Here is a 15926-nt window from a genome sequence, read left to right as displayed (position 1 = left end):
CAACCGTAAATTGAACGGCACCAGCGTCATGTAAAAGGTGCCGTCGTGTACACCATCCATCCAGGATTGTTCGCCCAGATCATGAAGCTGCCGGATGCGGTTCGGGCAGATGTGCTGGAATTCATCGGCGCAACACCCGTCAGCGAAAGACAGCTGGCGAACATGATCGATGACATTCTTGGCAAGTTCGGGCCCACGGACCTTGCCGTTCAGCCTGCCGCGAACTGATCCCCTTTCCCCGGCTTATTCTTCTCCATACAAGCGACAACCCCGCCGACAGTATCGGCGGGGTTGATCCATGTTTCAACACTTTCGATCTTGACGCTAGGTCAGGATTCGTCGGCTTCCTCGGCCTCCATGCGGGCCCGGTCTGCCGCGCCCTTCGCGCTGGGATCGCGCTCGACGAATTCGATGATCGCCATGGGCGCCATGTCACCATACCGGAAGCCGGCCTTCAGGATGCGAACATACCCGCCCTGACGGTCCTTGAAGCGCGGGCCCAGCACCTCGAAAAGGCGCTTGACGTGACGCTCTTCGCGCAGCTGAGCCGCGGCCAGACGACGGGCATGCAGATCACCGCGCTTTGCCAGCGTAATCAGCTTTTCGACGATCGGGCGCAGTTCCTTTGCCTTCGGCAGGGTCGTCTTGATCTGTTCGTGTTCGATGAGCGAACCGGCCATGTTTGCGAACAGCGCCTTGCGGTGTTCATGGGTCCGGTTCAGACGGCGATAGCCACGTGCGTGACGCATCTTTCGATCTCCTTATCGGTTCTGCTTTGTCCGGCGGGCGTCCGTTTCGCTCCGCTCTCCTTGGGGCATCCCGCCCGATCGTCCCCGGCATGTCCGGGCATTGCGGGGGCGAATAAACCCGCCCCCGAAACCTGTCAACCCGTTCCGGCCATATCGCGGCCGTATGCGGATCAGAACTGGTCTTCGTAGCGCTTCGCCAGCTCTTCGATGTTTTCCGGCGGCCAGTTCTCGACTTCCATGCCCAGGTGCAGACCCATGCTGGACAGGACTTCCTTGATCTCGTTCAGCGACTTGCGGCCGAAGTTCGGGGTGCGCAGCATCTCGGCTTCGGTCTTCTGGATCAGGTCGCCGATATAGACGATGTTGTCGTTTTTCAGGCAGTTGGCCGAACGCACCGACAGCTCCAGCTCGTCCACCTTCTTCAGCAGAAGCGGGTTGAACTCCAGCCCGTCGTCCGTGTCCTGTTTCGAGGCGCTCTCCGGCTCCTCGAAATTGACGAAAGTGCCCAGCTGATCCTGAAGGATCCGGGCGGCATAGGCCACCGCATCCTCGGGCGTGACCGATCCGTCGGTTTCCACCTTCATCGTCAGCTTGTCATAGTCCAGGACCTGGCCTTCGCGCGTCGGGGTAACCTCGTACGAGACGCGACGGACCGGCGAGAAGATCGCATCGATCGGAATCAGGCCGATCGGCGCATCGTCCGGGCGGTTCTTGTCAGCGCTGACATAGCCCTTGCCGGTGTTCACGGTCAGCTCCATGAACAGTTCCGCATCCTGGTCCAGGTGGCAGATCACGTGATCCTTGTTCAGGATCTCGACGCCGTTGGATTCAGAGATGTCGCCCGCGGTCACAACACCCGGACCCTTTGCCGACAGCGTCAGGCGCTTGGGGCCTTCGACCTCCATGCGGATCGCGACGCCCTTGAGGTTCAGCACGATGTCGGTGACGTCCTCGCGCACACCGGCGACCGAGGAGAATTCGTGCAGCACATTGTCGATCTGGACGCTGGTGATCGCCGCGCCCTGCAGCGAAGACAACAGCACCCGACGCAAGGCATTGCCCAGCGTCAGGCCAAAGCCACGCTCCAACGGTTCGGCGATGATGGTCGCCTGGCGCATGGGGTCGTTGCCGGGACGGATTTCGAGCTGCTGCGGCTTGATCAGCTCTGACCAGTTCTTGTGGATCATGCGGAAACCTCCATACCTGTTCCCGGCCCATGTCCAAAGCCTGGGAACGCCCGAGGATCAAAATGAATGCAAGCCGGGCCGCGCAATCTGCGCGGCCCGGCTGCCTGTATGCCTGTCAGACGCGGCGGCGCTTGGGCGGCCGGCAGCCATTGTGCGGAATCGGCGTCACGTCACGGATCGACGTGATGTTGAAGCCGCAGGCGGCCAGAGCGCGCAGCGCGCTTTCACGACCGGAACCGGGGCCCTGGACCTCGACCTCGAGCGTCTTGACGCCGTGCTCCATGGCCTTGCGACCGGCATCCTCGGCAGCCAGCTGGGCCGCATAGGGGGTCGATTTCCGCGACCCCTTGAACCCCATCGTGCCGGCCGAGGACCACGCGATCGCGTTGCCCTGAACGTCGGAAATCAGGATCTTGGTGTTGTTGAACGACGAATTCACATGCGCCACGCCGGCGGCGATGTTCTTGCGTTCCTTGCGCTTGACGCGAGTCTTTTCACGAGCCATCTGTCCTGCCCCCTCTTACTTCTTCTTGCCGGCAATCGGCTTCGCCGGGCCCTTGCGGGTACGGGCGTTCGTATGGGTCCGCTGACCGCGGACGGGCAGGTTGCGGCGATGGCGCAGACCGCGATAGCAGCCCAGGTCCATCAGACGCTTGATGTTCATCTGCACTTCGCGGCGCAGGTCGCCTTCGACCGTGAAGTTCTGGTCGATGTATTCACGAATGGCCAGCACCTCGGCGTCGGTCAGTTCGTTCACACGGCGCGATTCGTCGATGTTCACGGCCTCGCAGATCTTCTTGGCCGAGTAGGGGCCGATGCCGTGGATATAGGTCAGGGCGATGGGGACGCGCTTCCCCGTCGGGATGTTGACGCCAGCAATACGTGCCACGCGTAGCTTCCTTCCGTTGCGGTTCCGTAACTCCAGAACCTTTTTTCACAACTATGGCCCGAAGACCGGCGCGACTTCCGCCGGTTCCGTCGGGCCGGTTAATCCCGACCGATTCGCCGCGATGATCCCGGCAAATCCTGTCGATTCTCTTTCGAGACGTCGTCACCTAGAAGGAAACGACACTCGCGTCAAGAGGATTGCAGGCCGTCCAGGATCGCGGCGATTTCGCGGGCGACGGTTTCGATATCCTGCAGCCCATCCACCGTGCGGAGCATGCGCAGGGCGTAGTAATAACCGATCAGCGGCGACGTCTTCTTGTAGTATTCCATAAGCCGCTGCTTGAGGCTTTCGGCATTGTCATCAGCGCGTCGGCGAAGATCGGTCGAACCGCAGACATCGCAGACACCCGAAACCTTCGTGGGCTTGCTGCGGTCGTGATAGACTTCTCCGCAATTGCCGCAGGTGTAACGGCCCGAGATCCGGTCGATCAGCGCTTCATCATCGACCCGCAGCTCGATCACCGCGTCGATCTTCTGGCCCGCCTTCTGCAGCAGTTCGCCCAAGGCATCTGCCTGCGGCAGGGTGCGGGGAAATCCGTCGAAGATGAAGCCCTTGCCCTTTTCGGTCTTCAGCTTCTCTTCGATCAAGCCGATCACGATCTCGTCGGTGACCAGCCCGCCGGCATCCATCACCTCGGCAACCTTGCGGCCCATTTCGGTGCCCGAACTCTTGGCCTCGCGCAGCATGTCGCCGGTCGAGAGCTGGACCAGGCCGCGCTCCTCGACCAAGCGCCGAGCCTGAGTTCCCTTGCCCGCCCCCGGCGGCCCCAGCAGGATGATGTTTGTCATGGGTCCCCCGTTATCGACGCGCCGGCGCCTTGCGCGCACCGCCACGTTTCTTGCCTCTCAGCTGGGACTTTTCAATAAGCCCTTCATACTGATGCGCCAAGAGGTGCGACTGGATCTGGTTGATCGTGTCCATCGTCACCGAAACCACGATCAGAACAGACGTGCCGCCGAAATAGAAGGGAACCGAGAACTGAGACCGCAGAATTTCGGGCAAGAGGCAGACCGCCGCCAGATAGGCCGAACCCACGACAAGGATGCGGGACACGACATAGTCCAGATACTCCTCGGTCTTCTTGCCGGGGCGGATGCCCGGAATGAACCCGCCCTGATTCTTCAGGTTTTCGGCCACATCGTCGGACTTGAAGGCCACGTTGGCCGTGTAGAAGTAGCTGAAGAAGACGACCATGCCGGCGAAGAACAGCAGGTAAAGCGGCTGGCCGGGCCCGAAATAGGCCAGGATCGTCGACATGATCGGCCCCGTCTGCGCCCCCGAGAAGGTCGAGATCGTCGTCGGCAGCAACAACAGCGACGAGGCGAAGATCGCGGGGATGACGCCGGCCGGGTTGACCTTGATCGGCAGGTGGCTTGACGATCCGTCAAAGACCTTCATCCCGACCTGGCGGCGCGGATACTGGATATGGATCTTGCGCAGCGCGCGCTCCATGAAGACGACGAAGGCGATCACGGCAATGACCATCACGATCACGCCGATGATCACCGGAGCCGAGATCGCACCGATGCGGCCCTGCTCGAAGAAGCGCGCCAGGGCGCCGGGAATCTCGGCCACAATGCCGACGAAGATGATGAGCGACACGCCATTGCCGACACCGCGCGCGGTGATCTGCTCGCCCAGCCACATCAGGAACATCGTACCGCCAACCAGCGTGATGACGCAGGCCGCCTGGAAGAACAGCCCCGGATCATGGGCCAGGTCGCCGGCCTCGAGACTGCGGGCAAGTCCATAGGCCTGGAAGGTCGCCAGAGCCACCGTCGCATAGCGGGTGTACTGGTTAATCTTCTTGCGCCCCTGTTCGCCTTCCTTCTTCAGCTGCTCGAGCGACGGCACCATCGCCGTCAGCAGCTGAACGATGATCGAGGCCGAAATGTACGGCATGATACCAAGGGCAAAAATGCCCATCCGCCCCAGCGCGCCGCCGGTGAACATCTGCAGCATGCCGCCGATGCCCTGCGAAGCGTTCTGCATGAATTCACGCAGGGCCACCGCATCGATACCGGGCACCGGGATATAGGTGCCGATCCGGTAAACGATCAAAAGCCCAAGCGTAAAGAAGATGCGTTGGCGAAGCTCGGTCGCCTTGCCCAGCGTACCCCAGCTGAGGTTCGCCGCCATTTGCTCTGCCGCAGATGCCATTCCGGTCTCTCTCATGTGGAAGCGCCGCCAAACCGTTTTCCGGTCGGCGGCGCTTTGGAAAACTCAGATCCTATGTAAGCGCCGCTCGGGCCGCCCACAACAGCTTATTCGGCTGCGGCCGCACCCGTGACCGACAGCGCACCGCCGGCCTTTTCGACGGCCTCGATCGCTGCCTTCGACGCGCCCGTCACGGCCAGTTTCAGCTTGGCCTTCAGATCGCCCTTGGCCAGAACGCGGATACCGTCAAGCTTGCGACGGACAAGGCCGGACGCGACCAGAACGTCTTCGGTGATCTCGGCCTTCGCGTCAAGCTTGCCAGCATCGATGAACGCCTGGATCTGGCCCAGGTTCACGATGGCGAACTGCTTGCGGTTCGGCTTGTTGAAGCCACGCTTGGGAAGGCGCCGGTAAAGCGGCATCTGGCCGCCTTCATAGCCCCCGATGGCCACACCCGATCGGGATTTCTGACCCTTGATACCACGGCCGCCCGTCTTGCCCTTGCCCGAGCCGGGGCCACGACCGACACGGGTGCGCTTTTTCGTCGCGCCGGGATTGTCGCGAAGTTCGTGAAGTTTCATGTCGCTTCTCCTTGGCCGGAACCGCCCACGAAGCGAATTGGGCGGACACGGCATAGATTGATTTCGAGTCGGCCCCTGCGAGCCACGCGCGCCCGTATAGACGCACCGTGGCCCCAGCGCAAGCCTTCAACGGAACATCATCACCGGTCAGCGCGGGCTGGCCCGCCCCCTGCGCGCGTTCTGGCGCGCCTCAGCGCCCGGAATGTCGGCAAGCGTCAGATAGCAGACGGTCTGCCGAATGGCCCGGGCAGTTTCCAGGAAGGTCCTGAAGATGGTCATGCTGACAACATCACTTGATGAACAACTGGACGGCACGCGGCGCGCACCGCCGGAAAAGACGTATTTCGGCCATTTGTTCGACGGCGGCCAAAAAAGCGGACACCCCGACAAACTGCCGGGGTGCGCACAAGAATTCGTGACGCGACTCAGCCGCGTTCTTCGATGATCTGAACCAGGTGCGGGATCTTGGCAACCATACCACGGATCGCGGGAGTATCCTCCAGCTCGCGGGTGCGGTTGAGCTTGCCAAGACCCAGGCCCTTCAGCGTCTTGGCCTGGATGGCCGGACGCCGGATGGGCGATGCGATCTGCTTCACGACGATGGTTTTCTTGGCCATGGTCAGCACTCCTTACGCTTCGGCCGGCTGGGCCGCTGCCTCGGTTTCCGGCTTGCGCAGGATCTCGGCGACCTTCTTGCCGCGCCGCTGAGCAACCATCCGCGGGCTCGACTGCTTCTTCAGGCCGTCAAGCGTGGCGCGGATCATGTTGTAGGGGTTCTGCGACCCAAGCGACTTGGCAACGACGTCCTTGATGCCCAGCATCTCGAACACGGCGCGCATCGGACCACCGGCGATGATACCGGTACCTTCGGGCGCGGTGCGCATCACGACCTTGCCAGCCCCATGACGGCCTTCCATGTCGTGGTGCAGGGTGCGGCCGTCACGCAGCGGAACACGGATCAGGTTCCGTTTGGCCTGCTCGGTGGCCTTGCGGATCGCTTCCGGCACCTCCTTGGCCTTGCCCTTGCCAAAGCCGACGCGGCCGCGCTGGTCACCGACCACCACGAGCGCAGCAAACCCGAAGCGCTTGCCGCCCTTCACCGTCTTCGACACACGATTGATCGCAACCAGGCGATCGGCGAATTCCGGGTTCTCGTCGCGATCGCGGCGGTCCCGGCGATTTTCTCTCTGAGCCATCTGGCATCCCTTGACTGGTGGCGCGGCAAACGCGCCGATTGGTCCAATCCAGGTGTCCCGGCGACCGGGACCCGGATCATCGGGGTGGCGTTACCGCCACCCGCACCTTCAGAACTTCAGCCCGCCTTCACGAGCAGCGTCGGCCAGCGCCTTGATCTTCCCGTGGAACAGGAAGCCGCCACGGTCGAAATAGCATTCCTCGACACCGGCCTTCTTTGCGCGCTCGGCGATCACGGCGCCAATCTTCCTTGCCGCCTCGACGTTGTTCTTGCCCACGACGCCCAGATCCTTTTCCAGGGTCGATGCAGCGGCAATCGTCACGCCACGCAGATCGTCGATCAGCTGAACGCTGAGGTTCTTGTTGGAACGGTGAACCGAAAGACGAGCACGCCCATCGGCAACCTTGCGAAGCTTGTTCCGGACGCGCAGGCGGCGCTTGAGGAACAGTTCCCGTTTGCTGTTTGCCATATCCCTACGTCCTTACTTCTTCTTGCCTTCCTTGCGGAAGATGTACTCGTCCTTGTACTTGATGCCCTTGCCCTTGTAGGGCTCGGGACGGCGCCATTCGCGGATTTTCGCCGCGACTTCGCCAACAAGCTGGGGATCGATACCTTCCACGACGATTTCGGTCTGCTTGGGCGTCGTGACCGTGACGCCCTGCGGAACCTGGAAGTTCACTTCGTGGCTGTAGCCCAGCGACAGCTTCAGGACATTGCCCTGCATCTGCGCGCGGTAACCGACGCCGTTGATTTCCAGCTCCTTGCGGAACCCTTCGGTGACGCCCTTCACGAGATTGGCGATCATCGACCGCGTCATGCCCCATTGCTGGCGCGCACGTTTCGACTGGCCACGCGGGGTGACCGTGATCTCGTTCTCGTTGATGGCGATGGTCACATCGTCAGTAGCGGTAAAGGACAGGGTGCCCTTGGGGCCCTTGACCTCGACCTTCTGGCCCGAGACCGTCGCGGTGACGCCGGCAGGGATGGTGACGGGTTTCTTGCCGATACGGGACATCGAACCCTCCTTAGAATACGGTGCAGAGCACTTCGCCACCAACCTTGGCGGCACGTGCGGCTGCATCCGACATGACACCCTTGGGCGTCGAAACGATGGAAACACCCAGGCCCTCACGGACCGTCGGCAATTCCTTCACGCCCGCATACACGCGACGGCCCGGCTTGGAGACGCGCTTGATCTCGCGGATCACGGGCGTGCCGTCGTGGTATTTCAGGCTGATTTCCAGTTCCGGCAGGCCGTTGGGGCCAGTCACGGTCTCGTAGCCGCGGATGTAGCCTTCGTCCTTCAGCACGTCCAGAACCCAGGCGCGCAGCTTGGAGGCCGGCGTGCGGACGGTCGACTTGCCGCGCATCTGGGCATTCCGGATGCGGGTCAGCATATCGCCGAGAGGATCGTTCATCGACATGATCCTGTCCTCCTTACCAGCTGGACTTGACCATGCCCGGGATCTGGCCGAACGAGGCCAGTTCACGCAGCATGATACGGCTGAGCTTGAGTTTGCGGTAATAGGCGTGCGGACGACCTGTCAGCTCGCAGCGATTGTGCAGGCGGGTTGCCGACGAGTTGCGCGGCAGTTTCGCCAGCTTCAGCGATGCCTTGAAGCGCTCTTCCATCGGCAGCGACTGGTCTTCGACGATCGCCTTCAGCGCGGCGCGCTTGGTGGCGTATTTCTGGACCATGCGCTGACGCTTCAGCTCGCGGTTCACCATGGATTTCTTGGCCATTTCTCTTTCCTCCGCGATCTCAGCTGTTGAACGGCATGTTGAAATGCTTCAACAGCGCTTTCGCTTCCGCGTCAGTCTTCGCGGTGGTGCAGATGATGATGTCCATGCCGAGAACTTCATCGACCTTGTCGAAGTCGATCTCGGGGAACACGATGTGCTCCTTCAGGCCCATCGCGTAGTTGCCCCGACCGTCGAAGGCCGTGCCCTTGACACCGCGGAAGTCGCGGATGCGCGGCATGGCGACGTTGATCAGGCGGTCCAGGAATTCATACATCCGCTCGCGGCGCAGCGTGACCTTGGCGCCCAGCGGCATGCCTTCACGCACGCGGAAGCCGGCGATCGACTTCTTCGCGGTCGTGATGACAGCCTTCTGACCGGCGATCAGCGACAGCTCCTCGGCGGCCTGCTTGACCTTCTTGGTGTCCTTGACGGCCTCGCCGACCCCCATGTTCAGCACGATCTTGTCGAGCCGCGGGATCTGCATGTCGTTCCTGTACCCGAACTCCTCCTTGAGGGCCGCCCGGATCTTCGAATCGTAAAGCGCCTTGAGGCGCGGCGTATAGGTGGCTTGGTCGAGCATCAGATCACGTCCCCCGTGGTCTTGGCATAGCGCACCTTCTTGCCGTCTTCGAAACGGAAGCCCACGCGGGTCGCCTTGCCGTTCTTGTCGAGAAGCGCGAGATTCGACAGGTGGATCGGCATCGCCTTCGGGATGCGGCCACCCTGGCTCGTCGCGCTCTGGCGCTGATGGCGGATCGCAATGTTGATACCGCCGACAATGGCCTTGCCCTCTTTCGGGAACACGGCTTCGATCTCTCCGGTCTTGCCCTTGTCCTTGCCGGTCAGGACGATGACCTTGTCACCCTTGCGCAGTTTCGCAGCCATCACAGCACCTCCGGCGCAAGCGAGATGATCTTCATGAAGTTCTTCGCGCGCAGTTCGCGAACAACCGGTCCGAAGATACGCGTGCCGATCGGCTCACCCTGATTGTTCAGGATGACAGCGGCGTTGCGGTCAAAACGGATGGCGGTGCCGTCTTCACGACGGACTTCCTTGGCGGTGCGAACGACGACGGCCTTGCGCACATCGCCCTTCTTCACACGGCCACGCGGGATGGCTTCCTTGACCGACACCACGATGATGTCGCCGACGCTGGCATAGCGGCGGTGGGAACCACCCAGGACCTTGATGCACTGCACCCGGCGAGCGCCGGAGTTGTCAGCGACATCCAGATTGGTCTGCATCTGGATCATTTGGTTTCTCCCGACCTTTGGGAACGCGTCCCAGGGTTTCGCTTGAAGGGGATCGTGAGGTAAGGCCTCAGGCCTCGGTCACGACCGTCCAACGCTTGGTCTTCGAAATCGGCGCGCATTCGATGATGCGGACGACGTCGCCAACCTTGTACTTGTTCTCCGGGTCATGGGCCCGGTACTTCTTCGACTTCCGAACGGTCTTCTGAAGCAGCGGATGCTTGAAGCGGCGTTCGACGAGGACGGTGACGGTCTGCTCGTTCTTGTCCGAGGTCACCACGCCTTGCAGGATGCGTCTGGGCATGTTCCGTTCCCCTTACTTCGCCGCTTCGCGGGCTTTTTCGTTCAGAACCGTCATGATGCGCGCGACATCGCGACGAACGGCGCGCATCCGGGCCGTATTCTCGAGCTGGCCGGTGGCCTGCTGGAAGCGGAGGTTGAAAGCCTCCTTCTTGAGCTGGACGAGCTCGTCACGGAGCTGGTCCGGCGTCTTCGCTCTCAGTTCCTGGGCGTTCATTCGCCTTTTCCCTTTTCTCAACATCACCGGAGAGCCCCGCGAGGGTGACCCTGGTCCCGGTGGAGTCAATGATGGACATGCGAATCCGGTGACCCGGAATCGCAGGATGCGTTCCTATAAGTGAGACCGAGCAGGATGGCAAGGGTCTGATCGGATCAATGCGGATTTGTTCGGACCGCCCGTCTTGCAGCCTGCCCCATGGCCAGTCCCAGGCGCGCGGAGCCGTATCAAATTCGGCGATCCCGACGACATGAACGGGCCGACCGGCCCCAGACGGCTTCCTGACATAGCCGCGACAGGCTCGACATGCCCGACAAATGACAAGGGGCGCGCCGTGATGACGCGCCCCTTGCCAAACTTGTATTCCGGTTACCAGTCCTCGCGGACCACGATCCGGGTCTTGATCGGCAGCTTCATCGCACCAAGGCGCAGGGCCTCGCGGGCGACTTCCTCCGAAACGCCGTCGATCTCGAACATGATCCGGCCGGGATGGACGCGGGCGGCCCAGAAATCGACCGAGCCCTTGCCCTTACCCATACGAACCTCGGTGGGCTTCGACGTCACGGGAACGTCCGGGAAGATCCGGATCCAGACCCGGCCCTGACGCTTCATGTGGCGTGTGATCGCGCGGCGAGCCGCCTCGATCTGACGCGCGGTGATGCGCTCGGGCTGCGTTGCCTTCAGGCCGTAATGGCCGAAGTTCAGCTCATAGCCGCCCTTCGCCAGCCCGTGGATCCGGCCCTTGTGCTGTTTGCGGAACTTTGTCCGTTTCGGTTGCAGCATCTATCTGTCTCCTCGAGCTAGGCTCAGCGGCGCTGACCGCGCGACGACGGGCCGTCCTGGGCCTCGGTCAGTCGACGGTCATGGGCCTGCGGATCGTGTTCCATGATCTCGCCCTTGAAGATCCAGACCTTGACCCCGATGATCCCATAGGGAGTCTTGGCCTCCGACAGGGCATAGTCGATGTCGGCACGCAGCGTGTGCAGCGGCACGCGGCCTTCGCGGTACCATTCCGTCCGGGCAATCTCGGCGCCGCCAAGACGACCCGCGACATTGACCCGGATGCCAAGGGCACCCATCCGCATGGCGTTCTGCACCGCGCGCTTCATCGCGCGACGGAACGACACCCGGCGCTCGAGCTGCTGCGCGATCGAGTCCGCCACCAGCTGCGCATCCACCTCCGGCTTGCGCACTTCAACGATGTTGAGATGCAGCTCGCTGTCGGTGAACTTTGCCAGCTTCTTGCGCAGGGTTTCGATATCGGCGCCCTTCTTGCCGATGATCACGCCCGGACGCGCGGTGTGGATGGTGACGCGGCACTTCTTGTGCGGCCGCTCGATGATGACACGCGACACGCCCGCCTGGCTGCATTCCTTCCGGATGAACTCGCGCATCCGGATGTCTTCCAGCAGGAGATTGCCGTAATCCTTGTCATCGGCGTACCAGCGGCTGTCCCAGGTGCGGTTGACCTGGAGGCGCATGCCGATCGGGTTGACCTTCTGTCCCATTAAGCAGACTCCTCGACTTGCCGCACCTTGATGGTCAGCTCGCTGAACGGTTTCATGATCCGGCCAAAGCGGCCACGGGCCCGCGGACGGCCCCGCTTCAGAACCAGATTCTTGCCCACCCAGGCCTCGGCGACGATCAGGTTGTCGACGTCCAGACCATGGTTGTTCTCGGCGTTCGCGATCGCCGATTGCAGGCACTTCCGAACGTCCTGCGCGATGCGCTTCTTCGAGAAGGTAAGGTCGGCCAGCGCCTTCTCGACCTTCTTGCCACGGATCATGGCAGCGACCAGGTTCAGCTTCTGCGGGCTGACACGCAGCATGCGGGCCTTGGCCATCGCCTCGTTGTCAGCCACGCGGCGCGGATTCTTTTCCTTGCTCATGGCTTACTTCCTCTTGGCTTTCTTGTCGGCGGCGTGGCCATAATAGGTGCGGGTCGGCGAATATTCACCGAACTTCTGGCCGATCATCTCCTCGGTCACGGTGACCGGGATATGCTTCTGACCGTTATAGACACCAAAGGTCAGACCGACGAATTGCGGCAGGATGGTCGAACGACGCGACCAGATCTTGATGACTTCCGACTTGCCCGAAGCATGCGCCTTTTCCGCCTTCTTCAGAAGGTAGGAATCGACGAAGGGGCCTTTCCAGACTGAACGCGGCATGGATTAACGCCCTTTCTTCGCGTGGCGGGACCGGACGATGTACTTGTCCGTGGTCTTGTTCTTGCGGGTACGGGTACCCTTGGTGCCCTTACCCCACGGGGTAACAGGGTGACGGCCACCCGAGGTACGGCCCTCACCACCGCCATGCGGGTGGTCGATCGGGTTCATGGCGACACCGCGGACGGTCGGGCGAATGCCCATGTGCCGCTTGCGGCCTGCCTTGCCCAGGTTCTGGTTCGAATGATCGGCGTTCGACACCGCACCAACCGTCGCCATGCATTCCTGACGAACCATGCGCAGCTCACCGGAAGACAGGCGGATCTGTGCATAGCCGCCGTCACGGCCAACAAACTGGGCGTAGGTGCCCGCGGCGCGCGCCAGCTGACCGCCCTTGCCGGGCTTCAGCTCGACATTGTGGACGATCGTGCCGATCGGCATGCCCGAGAACGGCATCGCGTTACCCGGCTTCACGTCGGTCTTGGCGCCCGAAATCACCGTGTCGCCAACCGCCAGACGCTGCGGCGCCAGGATATAGGCCTGTTCGCCATCTTCATAGCGGATCAGCGCGATGAACGCGGTTCGGTTGGGATCGTATTCGATCCGCTCGACGGTCGCGGGAACGTCGAACTTGCGACGCTTGAAATCCACGATCCGGTAAAGACGCTTCGCACCACCGCCCTGGTGGCGCACCGTGATCCGCCCGGTATTGTTCCGGCCGCCCTTCTTGGTCAGACCCTCGGTGAGAGCCTTGACCGGGCGACCTTTCCAAAGCTCCGAACGGTCGATCAGAACCAGCCCACGCTGGCCCGGCGTCGTCGGCTTGTACGACTTGAGTGCCATGCTCTCTGTCTTCCGTAGCTTTGGACCTGTCGGTCCGTTGGATTAAGGGCCCCGAAGGTCCCCGGTTGAAAAGTCCAGCGGCCCCGGCAGGCCGGGGCCGCTAGATTCGCGCGCCTTCTATCAGAGACCCGAGGTCACGTCGATAGTGTTCCCCTCCTCGAGGGTCACATAGGCTTTCTTGATGTCACTGCGTACGCCGGGGCGGCCGCGGAAACGCTTGGTCTTTCCCTTGATGATGGTGGTATTCACCGCCTTCACCTTGACACCAAAGACCGCTTCGACCGCCTCCTTGATCTGCGGCTTGGTCGCGTCCTTGGCAACCTGGAAGACCACCGCCCCCGCTTCCGAGGCCAGCGTCGACTTCTCGGTGATCACCGGCTTGATGATCACGTCATAATGTTCGGGCTTCACGCTCATTTCAGACGAGCCTCCAGAGCTTCGACACCCGCCTTGGTGAGAACCAGCGTCTCACGCTTGAGGATGTCATAGACATTGGCGCCCATCGACGGCAGGACGTCGATGCCCTCGATATTGGCCGCGGCACGAGCGAAGTTCTCGTTCACCTCGGAACCGTCGATGATCAGCACCTTTTTCCAGCCCAGCTCCTTGGCCGCCTTGGCCAGCGCCTTGGTCTTGGGCTCCTGCATGTCGAGCGAGTCAAGAATGACCAGCTGGCCCGCACCGGCCTTGGCCGACAGCGCGTGCTTCAGACCCAGGGCCCGCACCTTCTTGGGCAGGTCATGAGCATGGCTGCGCGGCACGGGAACCTTGTACTTGCCGCCGTGACGGAAGATCGGCGCCTTGCGGTCACCGTGGCGTGCGCCGCCGGTGCCCTTCTGGCGATAGATCTTCTTGGTCGAATAGCTGACCGTCGAGCGGGTCTTGGCGCTGTGCGTGCCGGCCTGGGCCTTGGCGCGCTGCCAGCGGACGACCCGATGCAGGATGTCGGCGCGCGGCTCGAGCCCGAAGATCTCATCGGAGAGATCGATCGAGCCAGCCTTCGTGGCGTCGAGCTTGATCACGTCGAATTTCATCAGTTCTCTCCTTCGGGCGCTTCGGCAGCGGCCTCTTCGGCCTTGACGGCGGCGTCAGCATTGGCCTTCACGGCAGCCGGAAGGGCAACGTTCTCGGGCAGCGGCTTTTTCACCGCGTCCTTGATCGTGACCCAACCGCCCTTCGAACCGGGGACCGAGCCCTTGACCATGATCAGGCCACGCTCGGGGTCGGTCTTGACGACCTGCAGGTTCTGCGTGGTGACACGAACCGCACCCATGTGGCCGGCCATCTTCTTGCCCTTGAACACCTTGCCCGGATCCTGACACTGACCGGTCGAGCCGTGGCTGCGGTGGCTGATCGACACACCGTGCGAGGCGCGCAGGCCGCCGAAATTGTGCCGCTTCATGGCACCGGCAAAACCCTTACCGATCGAGGTGCCGGCGACATCGACGTACTGACCGGGCACGTAGTGGTCGGCCGAGATCTCGGCGCCGACCTCGATCAGGTTTTCGGGGCTCACGCGGAATTCGGCCAGCTTGCGCTTGGGCTCGACCTTGGCCTTGGCGAAATGACCCCGCATCGGGGCCGAAACACGCTTGGCCTTGGCGGTACCCGCGCCCAGCTGCACCGCGGTATAGCCGTCACGCTCCAGCGTCCGCTGGGCAACGACCTGAACCTTGTCCAGTTGGAGGACAGTCACCGGCACCTGCCGGCCATCCTCGAGAAAGAGCCGGGTCATGCCCAGCTTCTTGGCGATCACTCCGGAGCGCAACATTCTACTGCCCTCCTCAGTTCAGCTTGATTTCGACATCAACGCCAGCGGCGAGGTCGAGCTTCATCAGCGCGTCAACCGTCTGCGGCGTCGGGTCAACAATGTCCAGCAGGCGCTTGTGGGTGCGAATTTCCCACTGGTCGCGCGACTTCTTGTCGATGTGTGGACCGCGCAGAACGGTGAATTTCTCGATCTTGTTGGGCAGCGGAATCGGACCGCGGACCTGGGCACCAGTGCGCTTGGCCGTGTTCACGATTTCCTGCGTGCTGGCGTCCAGCACGCGGTAATCGAAGGCCTTCAGCCTGATGCGGATGTTTTGACCAGTCATTTGTCTCGCCTCTCGCGGACTATCGGGTTGAGAGGCAGACCGGGCCTCATGCCCGGCCTGCTTCGAACCTGTCTCTTACTTCAGAATCTTGGACACGACGCCGGCGCCGACGGTGCGGCCACCTTCGCGGATGGCGAAGCGCAGGCCTTCTTCCATCGCGATCGGGGCGATCAGCTCGACCTCGAACTTCAGGTTGTCGCCCGGCATGACCATCTCGACGCCCTCGGGCAGCTTCACCGTGCCCGTCACGTCCGTCGTGCGGAAGTAGAACTGCGGACGGTAGTTGGCGAAGAACGGCGTGTGACGGCCACCCTCTTCCTTGGTCAGGATGTAGGCCTCGGCCTCGAACTCGGTGTGCGGCGTCACCGAGCCGGGCTTGGCCAGAACCTGGCCGCGCTCGACGCCGTCACGCTCGATACCGCGCAGCAGCGCGCCGATGTTGTCGCCCGCCTCGCCGCGATCCAGCAGCTTGCGGAACATCTCGACACCGGT

Annotated in this window: 31 protein-coding genes; 2 read left to right on the top strand and 29 right to left on the bottom strand. The window is 62.3% G+C overall.

Translation table 11 applies throughout. The annotated features are described in order from the left end of the window. Positions 1–45 precede the first annotated feature (45 nt). On the top strand, positions 46–228 hold the full coding sequence (locus LV82_RS08710) for a hypothetical protein (protein WP_104070896.1): 183 nt from the start codon (positions 46–48) through the stop codon (positions 226–228). A gap of 101 nt (positions 229–329) precedes the next feature. Here LV82_RS08710 and rplQ read toward each other — a convergent pair whose 3' ends face one another. The 8 genes from rplQ to LV82_RS15215 all read right to left on the bottom strand — a co-directional run bounded on the left by rplQ (position 330) and on the right by LV82_RS15215 (position 5902). Continuing rightward, positions 330–749 carry a 50S ribosomal protein L17 gene (rplQ, locus tag LV82_RS08705; protein ID WP_104070894.1) on the bottom strand — a complete coding sequence of 140 codons (420 nt, stop codon included), beginning with the start codon at positions 747–749 and terminating at the stop codon, positions 330–332. A 170-nt stretch (positions 750–919) separates the two neighbouring features. After that, a complete protein-coding gene (locus LV82_RS08700) occupies positions 920–1936 on the bottom strand; it encodes a DNA-directed RNA polymerase subunit alpha (RefSeq protein ID WP_104070893.1) in 1017 nt (338 codons plus the stop codon). A 115-nt stretch (positions 1937–2051) separates the two neighbouring features. Beyond that, positions 2052–2441 (bottom strand): 30S ribosomal protein S11, encoded by a 390-nt coding sequence (rpsK, locus tag LV82_RS08695; RefSeq protein WP_104070891.1) that lies wholly within the window; start codon positions 2439–2441, stop codon positions 2052–2054. A 15-nt stretch (positions 2442–2456) separates the two neighbouring features. Continuing rightward, a complete protein-coding gene (gene rpsM, locus LV82_RS08690) occupies positions 2457–2825 on the bottom strand; it encodes a 30S ribosomal protein S13 (protein WP_104070889.1) in 369 nt (122 codons plus the stop codon). Between the two features lie 188 nt (positions 2826–3013). Then, positions 3014–3673: an adenylate kinase gene (locus tag LV82_RS08685; RefSeq protein WP_104070888.1), complete on the bottom strand. Its 660-nt coding sequence runs from the start codon at positions 3671–3673 to the stop codon at positions 3014–3016. Positions 3674–3683: 10 nt separating this feature from the next. Next, positions 3684–5045, bottom strand: coding sequence for a preprotein translocase subunit SecY (gene secY, locus LV82_RS08680; RefSeq protein WP_104070886.1), 1362 nt, complete (start codon positions 5043–5045; stop codon positions 3684–3686). A 104-nt stretch (positions 5046–5149) separates the two neighbouring features. Continuing rightward, positions 5150–5623, bottom strand: a complete 474-nt coding sequence (gene rplO / locus LV82_RS08675; protein ID WP_104070885.1) for a 50S ribosomal protein L15 — start codon at positions 5621–5623, stop codon at positions 5150–5152. Positions 5624–5770: 147 nt separating this feature from the next. Then, positions 5771–5902: a hypothetical protein gene (locus LV82_RS15215; protein ID WP_281259917.1), complete on the bottom strand. Its 132-nt coding sequence runs from the start codon at positions 5900–5902 to the stop codon at positions 5771–5773. Between LV82_RS15215 and LV82_RS14910 the strand changes: the two genes are divergently transcribed. Further along, on the top strand, positions 5895–6068 hold the full coding sequence (locus LV82_RS14910) for a hypothetical protein (protein WP_170063389.1): 174 nt from the start codon (positions 5895–5897) through the stop codon (positions 6066–6068). The two genes, LV82_RS15215 and LV82_RS14910, sit on opposite strands and share 8 nt — an antisense overlap. On the opposite strand, the gene rpmD is transcribed toward LV82_RS14910, so the two are convergent. The 21 genes from rpmD to LV82_RS08570 form a co-directional block, all read right to left on the bottom strand. After that, entirely contained in the window at positions 6049–6240 is a 192-nt protein-coding gene (rpmD, locus tag LV82_RS08670) for a 50S ribosomal protein L30 (RefSeq protein ID WP_104071232.1), read from the bottom strand. The genes LV82_RS14910 and rpmD overlap by 20 nt on opposite strands. Positions 6241–6252: 12 nt before the next feature. Then, positions 6253–6819 carry a 30S ribosomal protein S5 gene (gene rpsE, locus LV82_RS08665; RefSeq protein WP_104070884.1) on the bottom strand — a complete coding sequence of 189 codons (567 nt, stop codon included), beginning with the start codon at positions 6817–6819 and terminating at the stop codon, positions 6253–6255. Between the two features lie 108 nt (positions 6820–6927). Beyond that, on the bottom strand, positions 6928–7287 hold the full coding sequence (gene rplR, locus LV82_RS08660; RefSeq protein WP_104070882.1) for a 50S ribosomal protein L18: 360 nt from the start codon (positions 7285–7287) through the stop codon (positions 6928–6930). Positions 7288–7299: 12 nt separating this feature from the next. Then, a complete protein-coding gene (gene rplF, locus LV82_RS08655; protein WP_104070881.1) occupies positions 7300–7833 on the bottom strand; it encodes a 50S ribosomal protein L6 in 534 nt (177 codons plus the stop codon). A 10-nt stretch (positions 7834–7843) separates the two neighbouring features. Then, positions 7844–8242 carry a 30S ribosomal protein S8 gene (gene rpsH / locus LV82_RS08650; RefSeq protein WP_211289195.1) on the bottom strand — a complete coding sequence of 133 codons (399 nt, stop codon included), beginning with the start codon at positions 8240–8242 and terminating at the stop codon, positions 7844–7846. A 13-nt stretch (positions 8243–8255) separates the two neighbouring features. Beyond that, on the bottom strand, positions 8256–8561 hold the full coding sequence (gene rpsN, locus LV82_RS08645; protein ID WP_104070879.1) for a 30S ribosomal protein S14: 306 nt from the start codon (positions 8559–8561) through the stop codon (positions 8256–8258). A gap of 19 nt (positions 8562–8580) precedes the next feature. Further along, positions 8581–9141, bottom strand: coding sequence for a 50S ribosomal protein L5 (rplE, locus tag LV82_RS08640; protein WP_104070877.1), 561 nt, complete (start codon positions 9139–9141; stop codon positions 8581–8583). Further along, complete coding sequence (rplX, locus tag LV82_RS08635) at positions 9141–9446, bottom strand: 50S ribosomal protein L24 (RefSeq protein WP_104070876.1); 306 nt, start codon at positions 9444–9446, stop codon at positions 9141–9143. Before rplX ends, rplE begins: the two co-directional genes overlap by 1 nt. Next, a complete protein-coding gene (gene rplN, locus LV82_RS08630; RefSeq protein WP_104070874.1) occupies positions 9446–9814 on the bottom strand; it encodes a 50S ribosomal protein L14 in 369 nt (122 codons plus the stop codon). Before rplN ends, rplX begins: the two co-directional genes overlap by 1 nt. Positions 9815–9881: 67 nt before the next feature. Next, positions 9882–10115 (bottom strand): 30S ribosomal protein S17, encoded by a 234-nt coding sequence (gene rpsQ, locus LV82_RS08625; protein WP_104070873.1) that lies wholly within the window; start codon positions 10113–10115, stop codon positions 9882–9884. A gap of 12 nt (positions 10116–10127) precedes the next feature. Beyond that, complete coding sequence (rpmC, locus tag LV82_RS08620; protein WP_104070871.1) at positions 10128–10328, bottom strand: 50S ribosomal protein L29; 201 nt, start codon at positions 10326–10328, stop codon at positions 10128–10130. Positions 10329–10697: 369 nt separating this feature from the next. Further along, the gene (gene rplP, locus LV82_RS08615) at positions 10698–11111 is read right to left on the bottom strand and encodes a 50S ribosomal protein L16 (RefSeq protein ID WP_104070870.1); all 414 of its coding nucleotides are present in this window, start codon (positions 11109–11111) and stop codon (positions 10698–10700) included. A 23-nt stretch (positions 11112–11134) separates the two neighbouring features. Next, positions 11135–11836 carry a 30S ribosomal protein S3 gene (gene rpsC, locus LV82_RS08610; protein WP_104070868.1) on the bottom strand — a complete coding sequence of 234 codons (702 nt, stop codon included), beginning with the start codon at positions 11834–11836 and terminating at the stop codon, positions 11135–11137. Next, a complete protein-coding gene (gene rplV, locus LV82_RS08605; RefSeq protein ID WP_104070866.1) occupies positions 11836–12216 on the bottom strand; it encodes a 50S ribosomal protein L22 in 381 nt (126 codons plus the stop codon). Before rplV ends, rpsC begins: the two co-directional genes overlap by 1 nt. A 3-nt stretch (positions 12217–12219) precedes the next feature. Beyond that, positions 12220–12498 carry a 30S ribosomal protein S19 gene (gene rpsS / locus LV82_RS08600; protein ID WP_104070864.1) on the bottom strand — a complete coding sequence of 93 codons (279 nt, stop codon included), beginning with the start codon at positions 12496–12498 and terminating at the stop codon, positions 12220–12222. A 3-nt stretch (positions 12499–12501) separates the two neighbouring features. Further along, entirely contained in the window at positions 12502–13338 is an 837-nt protein-coding gene (rplB, locus tag LV82_RS08595; RefSeq protein ID WP_104070863.1) for a 50S ribosomal protein L2, read from the bottom strand. Positions 13339–13458: 120 nt separating this feature from the next. Further along, on the bottom strand, positions 13459–13755 hold the full coding sequence (locus tag LV82_RS08590; RefSeq protein WP_104070861.1) for a 50S ribosomal protein L23: 297 nt from the start codon (positions 13753–13755) through the stop codon (positions 13459–13461). Continuing rightward, positions 13752–14372 carry a 50S ribosomal protein L4 gene (gene rplD, locus LV82_RS08585; protein ID WP_104070859.1) on the bottom strand — a complete coding sequence of 207 codons (621 nt, stop codon included), beginning with the start codon at positions 14370–14372 and terminating at the stop codon, positions 13752–13754. The genes LV82_RS08590 and rplD overlap by 4 nt, the downstream gene beginning before the upstream one ends. Next, positions 14372–15109 (bottom strand): 50S ribosomal protein L3, encoded by a 738-nt coding sequence (gene rplC, locus LV82_RS08580; RefSeq protein WP_104070858.1) that lies wholly within the window; start codon positions 15107–15109, stop codon positions 14372–14374. Before rplC ends, rplD begins: the two co-directional genes overlap by 1 nt. A gap of 13 nt (positions 15110–15122) precedes the next feature. After that, entirely contained in the window at positions 15123–15434 is a 312-nt protein-coding gene (rpsJ, locus tag LV82_RS08575) for a 30S ribosomal protein S10 (RefSeq protein ID WP_104070856.1), read from the bottom strand. Positions 15435–15509: 75 nt separating this feature from the next. Then, positions 15510–15926 (bottom strand): elongation factor Tu (locus LV82_RS08570; protein ID WP_483860552.1); only part of this gene is annotated, 417 nt, incomplete at its 5' end.

Origin of the sequence: Albidovulum inexpectatum (assembly GCF_002927635.1) — a bacterium.
Taxonomy (GTDB): Bacteria; Pseudomonadota; Alphaproteobacteria; order Rhodobacterales; family Rhodobacteraceae; genus Albidovulum; species Albidovulum inexpectatum.
This window is presented reverse-complemented; position numbering and strand designations above follow the sequence as displayed.

Excerpts from the sequence above, each read along its gene's own strand:
- rplQ (WP_104070894.1), bottom strand. The coding sequence starts at position 749 with ATGCGTCACGCACGTGGCTATCGCCGTCTGAACCGGACCCATGAACAC.
- LV82_RS08700 (WP_104070893.1), bottom strand. The coding sequence starts at position 1,936 with ATGATCCACAAGAACTGGTCAGAGCTGATCAAGCCGCAGCAGCTCGAA.
- rpsK (WP_104070891.1), bottom strand. The coding sequence starts at position 2,441 with ATGGCTCGTGAAAAGACTCGCGTCAAGCGCAAGGAACGCAAGAACATC.
- LV82_RS08685 (WP_104070888.1), bottom strand. The coding sequence starts at position 3,673 with ATGACAAACATCATCCTGCTGGGGCCGCCGGGGGCGGGCAAGGGAACT.
- secY (WP_104070886.1), bottom strand. The coding sequence starts at position 5,045 with ATGGCATCTGCGGCAGAGCAAATGGCGGCGAACCTCAGCTGGGGTACG.
- rplO (WP_104070885.1), bottom strand. The coding sequence starts at position 5,623 with ATGAAACTTCACGAACTTCGCGACAATCCCGGCGCGACGAAAAAGCGC.
- LV82_RS14910 (WP_170063389.1), top strand. The coding sequence starts at position 5,895 with ATGGTCATGCTGACAACATCACTTGATGAACAACTGGACGGCACGCGG.
- LV82_RS15215 (WP_281259917.1), bottom strand. The coding sequence starts at position 5,902 with ATGACCATCTTCAGGACCTTCCTGGAAACTGCCCGGGCCATTCGGCAG.
- rpmD (WP_104071232.1), bottom strand. The coding sequence starts at position 6,240 with ATGGCCAAGAAAACCATCGTCGTGAAGCAGATCGCATCGCCCATCCGG.
- rpsE (WP_104070884.1), bottom strand. The coding sequence starts at position 6,819 with ATGGCTCAGAGAGAAAATCGCCGGGACCGCCGCGATCGCGACGAGAAC.
- rplR (WP_104070882.1), bottom strand. The coding sequence starts at position 7,287 with ATGGCAAACAGCAAACGGGAACTGTTCCTCAAGCGCCGCCTGCGCGTC.
- rplF (WP_104070881.1), bottom strand. The coding sequence starts at position 7,833 with ATGTCCCGTATCGGCAAGAAACCCGTCACCATCCCTGCCGGCGTCACC.
- rpsH (WP_211289195.1), bottom strand. The coding sequence starts at position 8,242 with ATGTCGATGAACGATCCTCTCGGCGATATGCTGACCCGCATCCGGAAT.
- rpsN (WP_104070879.1), bottom strand. The coding sequence starts at position 8,561 with ATGGCCAAGAAATCCATGGTGAACCGCGAGCTGAAGCGTCAGCGCATG.
- rplE (WP_104070877.1), bottom strand. The coding sequence starts at position 9,141 with ATGCTCGACCAAGCCACCTATACGCCGCGCCTCAAGGCGCTTTACGAT.
- rplX (WP_104070876.1), bottom strand. The coding sequence starts at position 9,446 with ATGGCTGCGAAACTGCGCAAGGGTGACAAGGTCATCGTCCTGACCGGC.
- rplN (WP_104070874.1), bottom strand. The coding sequence starts at position 9,814 with ATGATCCAGATGCAGACCAATCTGGATGTCGCTGACAACTCCGGCGCT.
- rpsQ (WP_104070873.1), bottom strand. The coding sequence starts at position 10,115 with ATGCCCAGACGCATCCTGCAAGGCGTGGTGACCTCGGACAAGAACGAG.
- rpmC (WP_104070871.1), bottom strand. The coding sequence starts at position 10,328 with ATGAACGCCCAGGAACTGAGAGCGAAGACGCCGGACCAGCTCCGTGAC.
- rplP (WP_104070870.1), bottom strand. The coding sequence starts at position 11,111 with ATGCTGCAACCGAAACGGACAAAGTTCCGCAAACAGCACAAGGGCCGG.
- rpsC (WP_104070868.1), bottom strand. The coding sequence starts at position 11,836 with ATGGGACAGAAGGTCAACCCGATCGGCATGCGCCTCCAGGTCAACCGC.
- rplV (WP_104070866.1), bottom strand. The coding sequence starts at position 12,216 with ATGAGCAAGGAAAAGAATCCGCGCCGCGTGGCTGACAACGAGGCGATG.
- rpsS (WP_104070864.1), bottom strand. The coding sequence starts at position 12,498 with ATGCCGCGTTCAGTCTGGAAAGGCCCCTTCGTCGATTCCTACCTTCTG.
- rplB (WP_104070863.1), bottom strand. The coding sequence starts at position 13,338 with ATGGCACTCAAGTCGTACAAGCCGACGACGCCGGGCCAGCGTGGGCTG.
- LV82_RS08590 (WP_104070861.1), bottom strand. The coding sequence starts at position 13,755 with ATGAGCGTGAAGCCCGAACATTATGACGTGATCATCAAGCCGGTGATC.
- rplD (WP_104070859.1), bottom strand. The coding sequence starts at position 14,372 with ATGAAATTCGACGTGATCAAGCTCGACGCCACGAAGGCTGGCTCGATC.
- rplC (WP_104070858.1), bottom strand. The coding sequence starts at position 15,109 with ATGTTGCGCTCCGGAGTGATCGCCAAGAAGCTGGGCATGACCCGGCTC.
- rpsJ (WP_104070856.1), bottom strand. The coding sequence starts at position 15,434 with ATGACTGGTCAAAACATCCGCATCAGGCTGAAGGCCTTCGATTACCGC.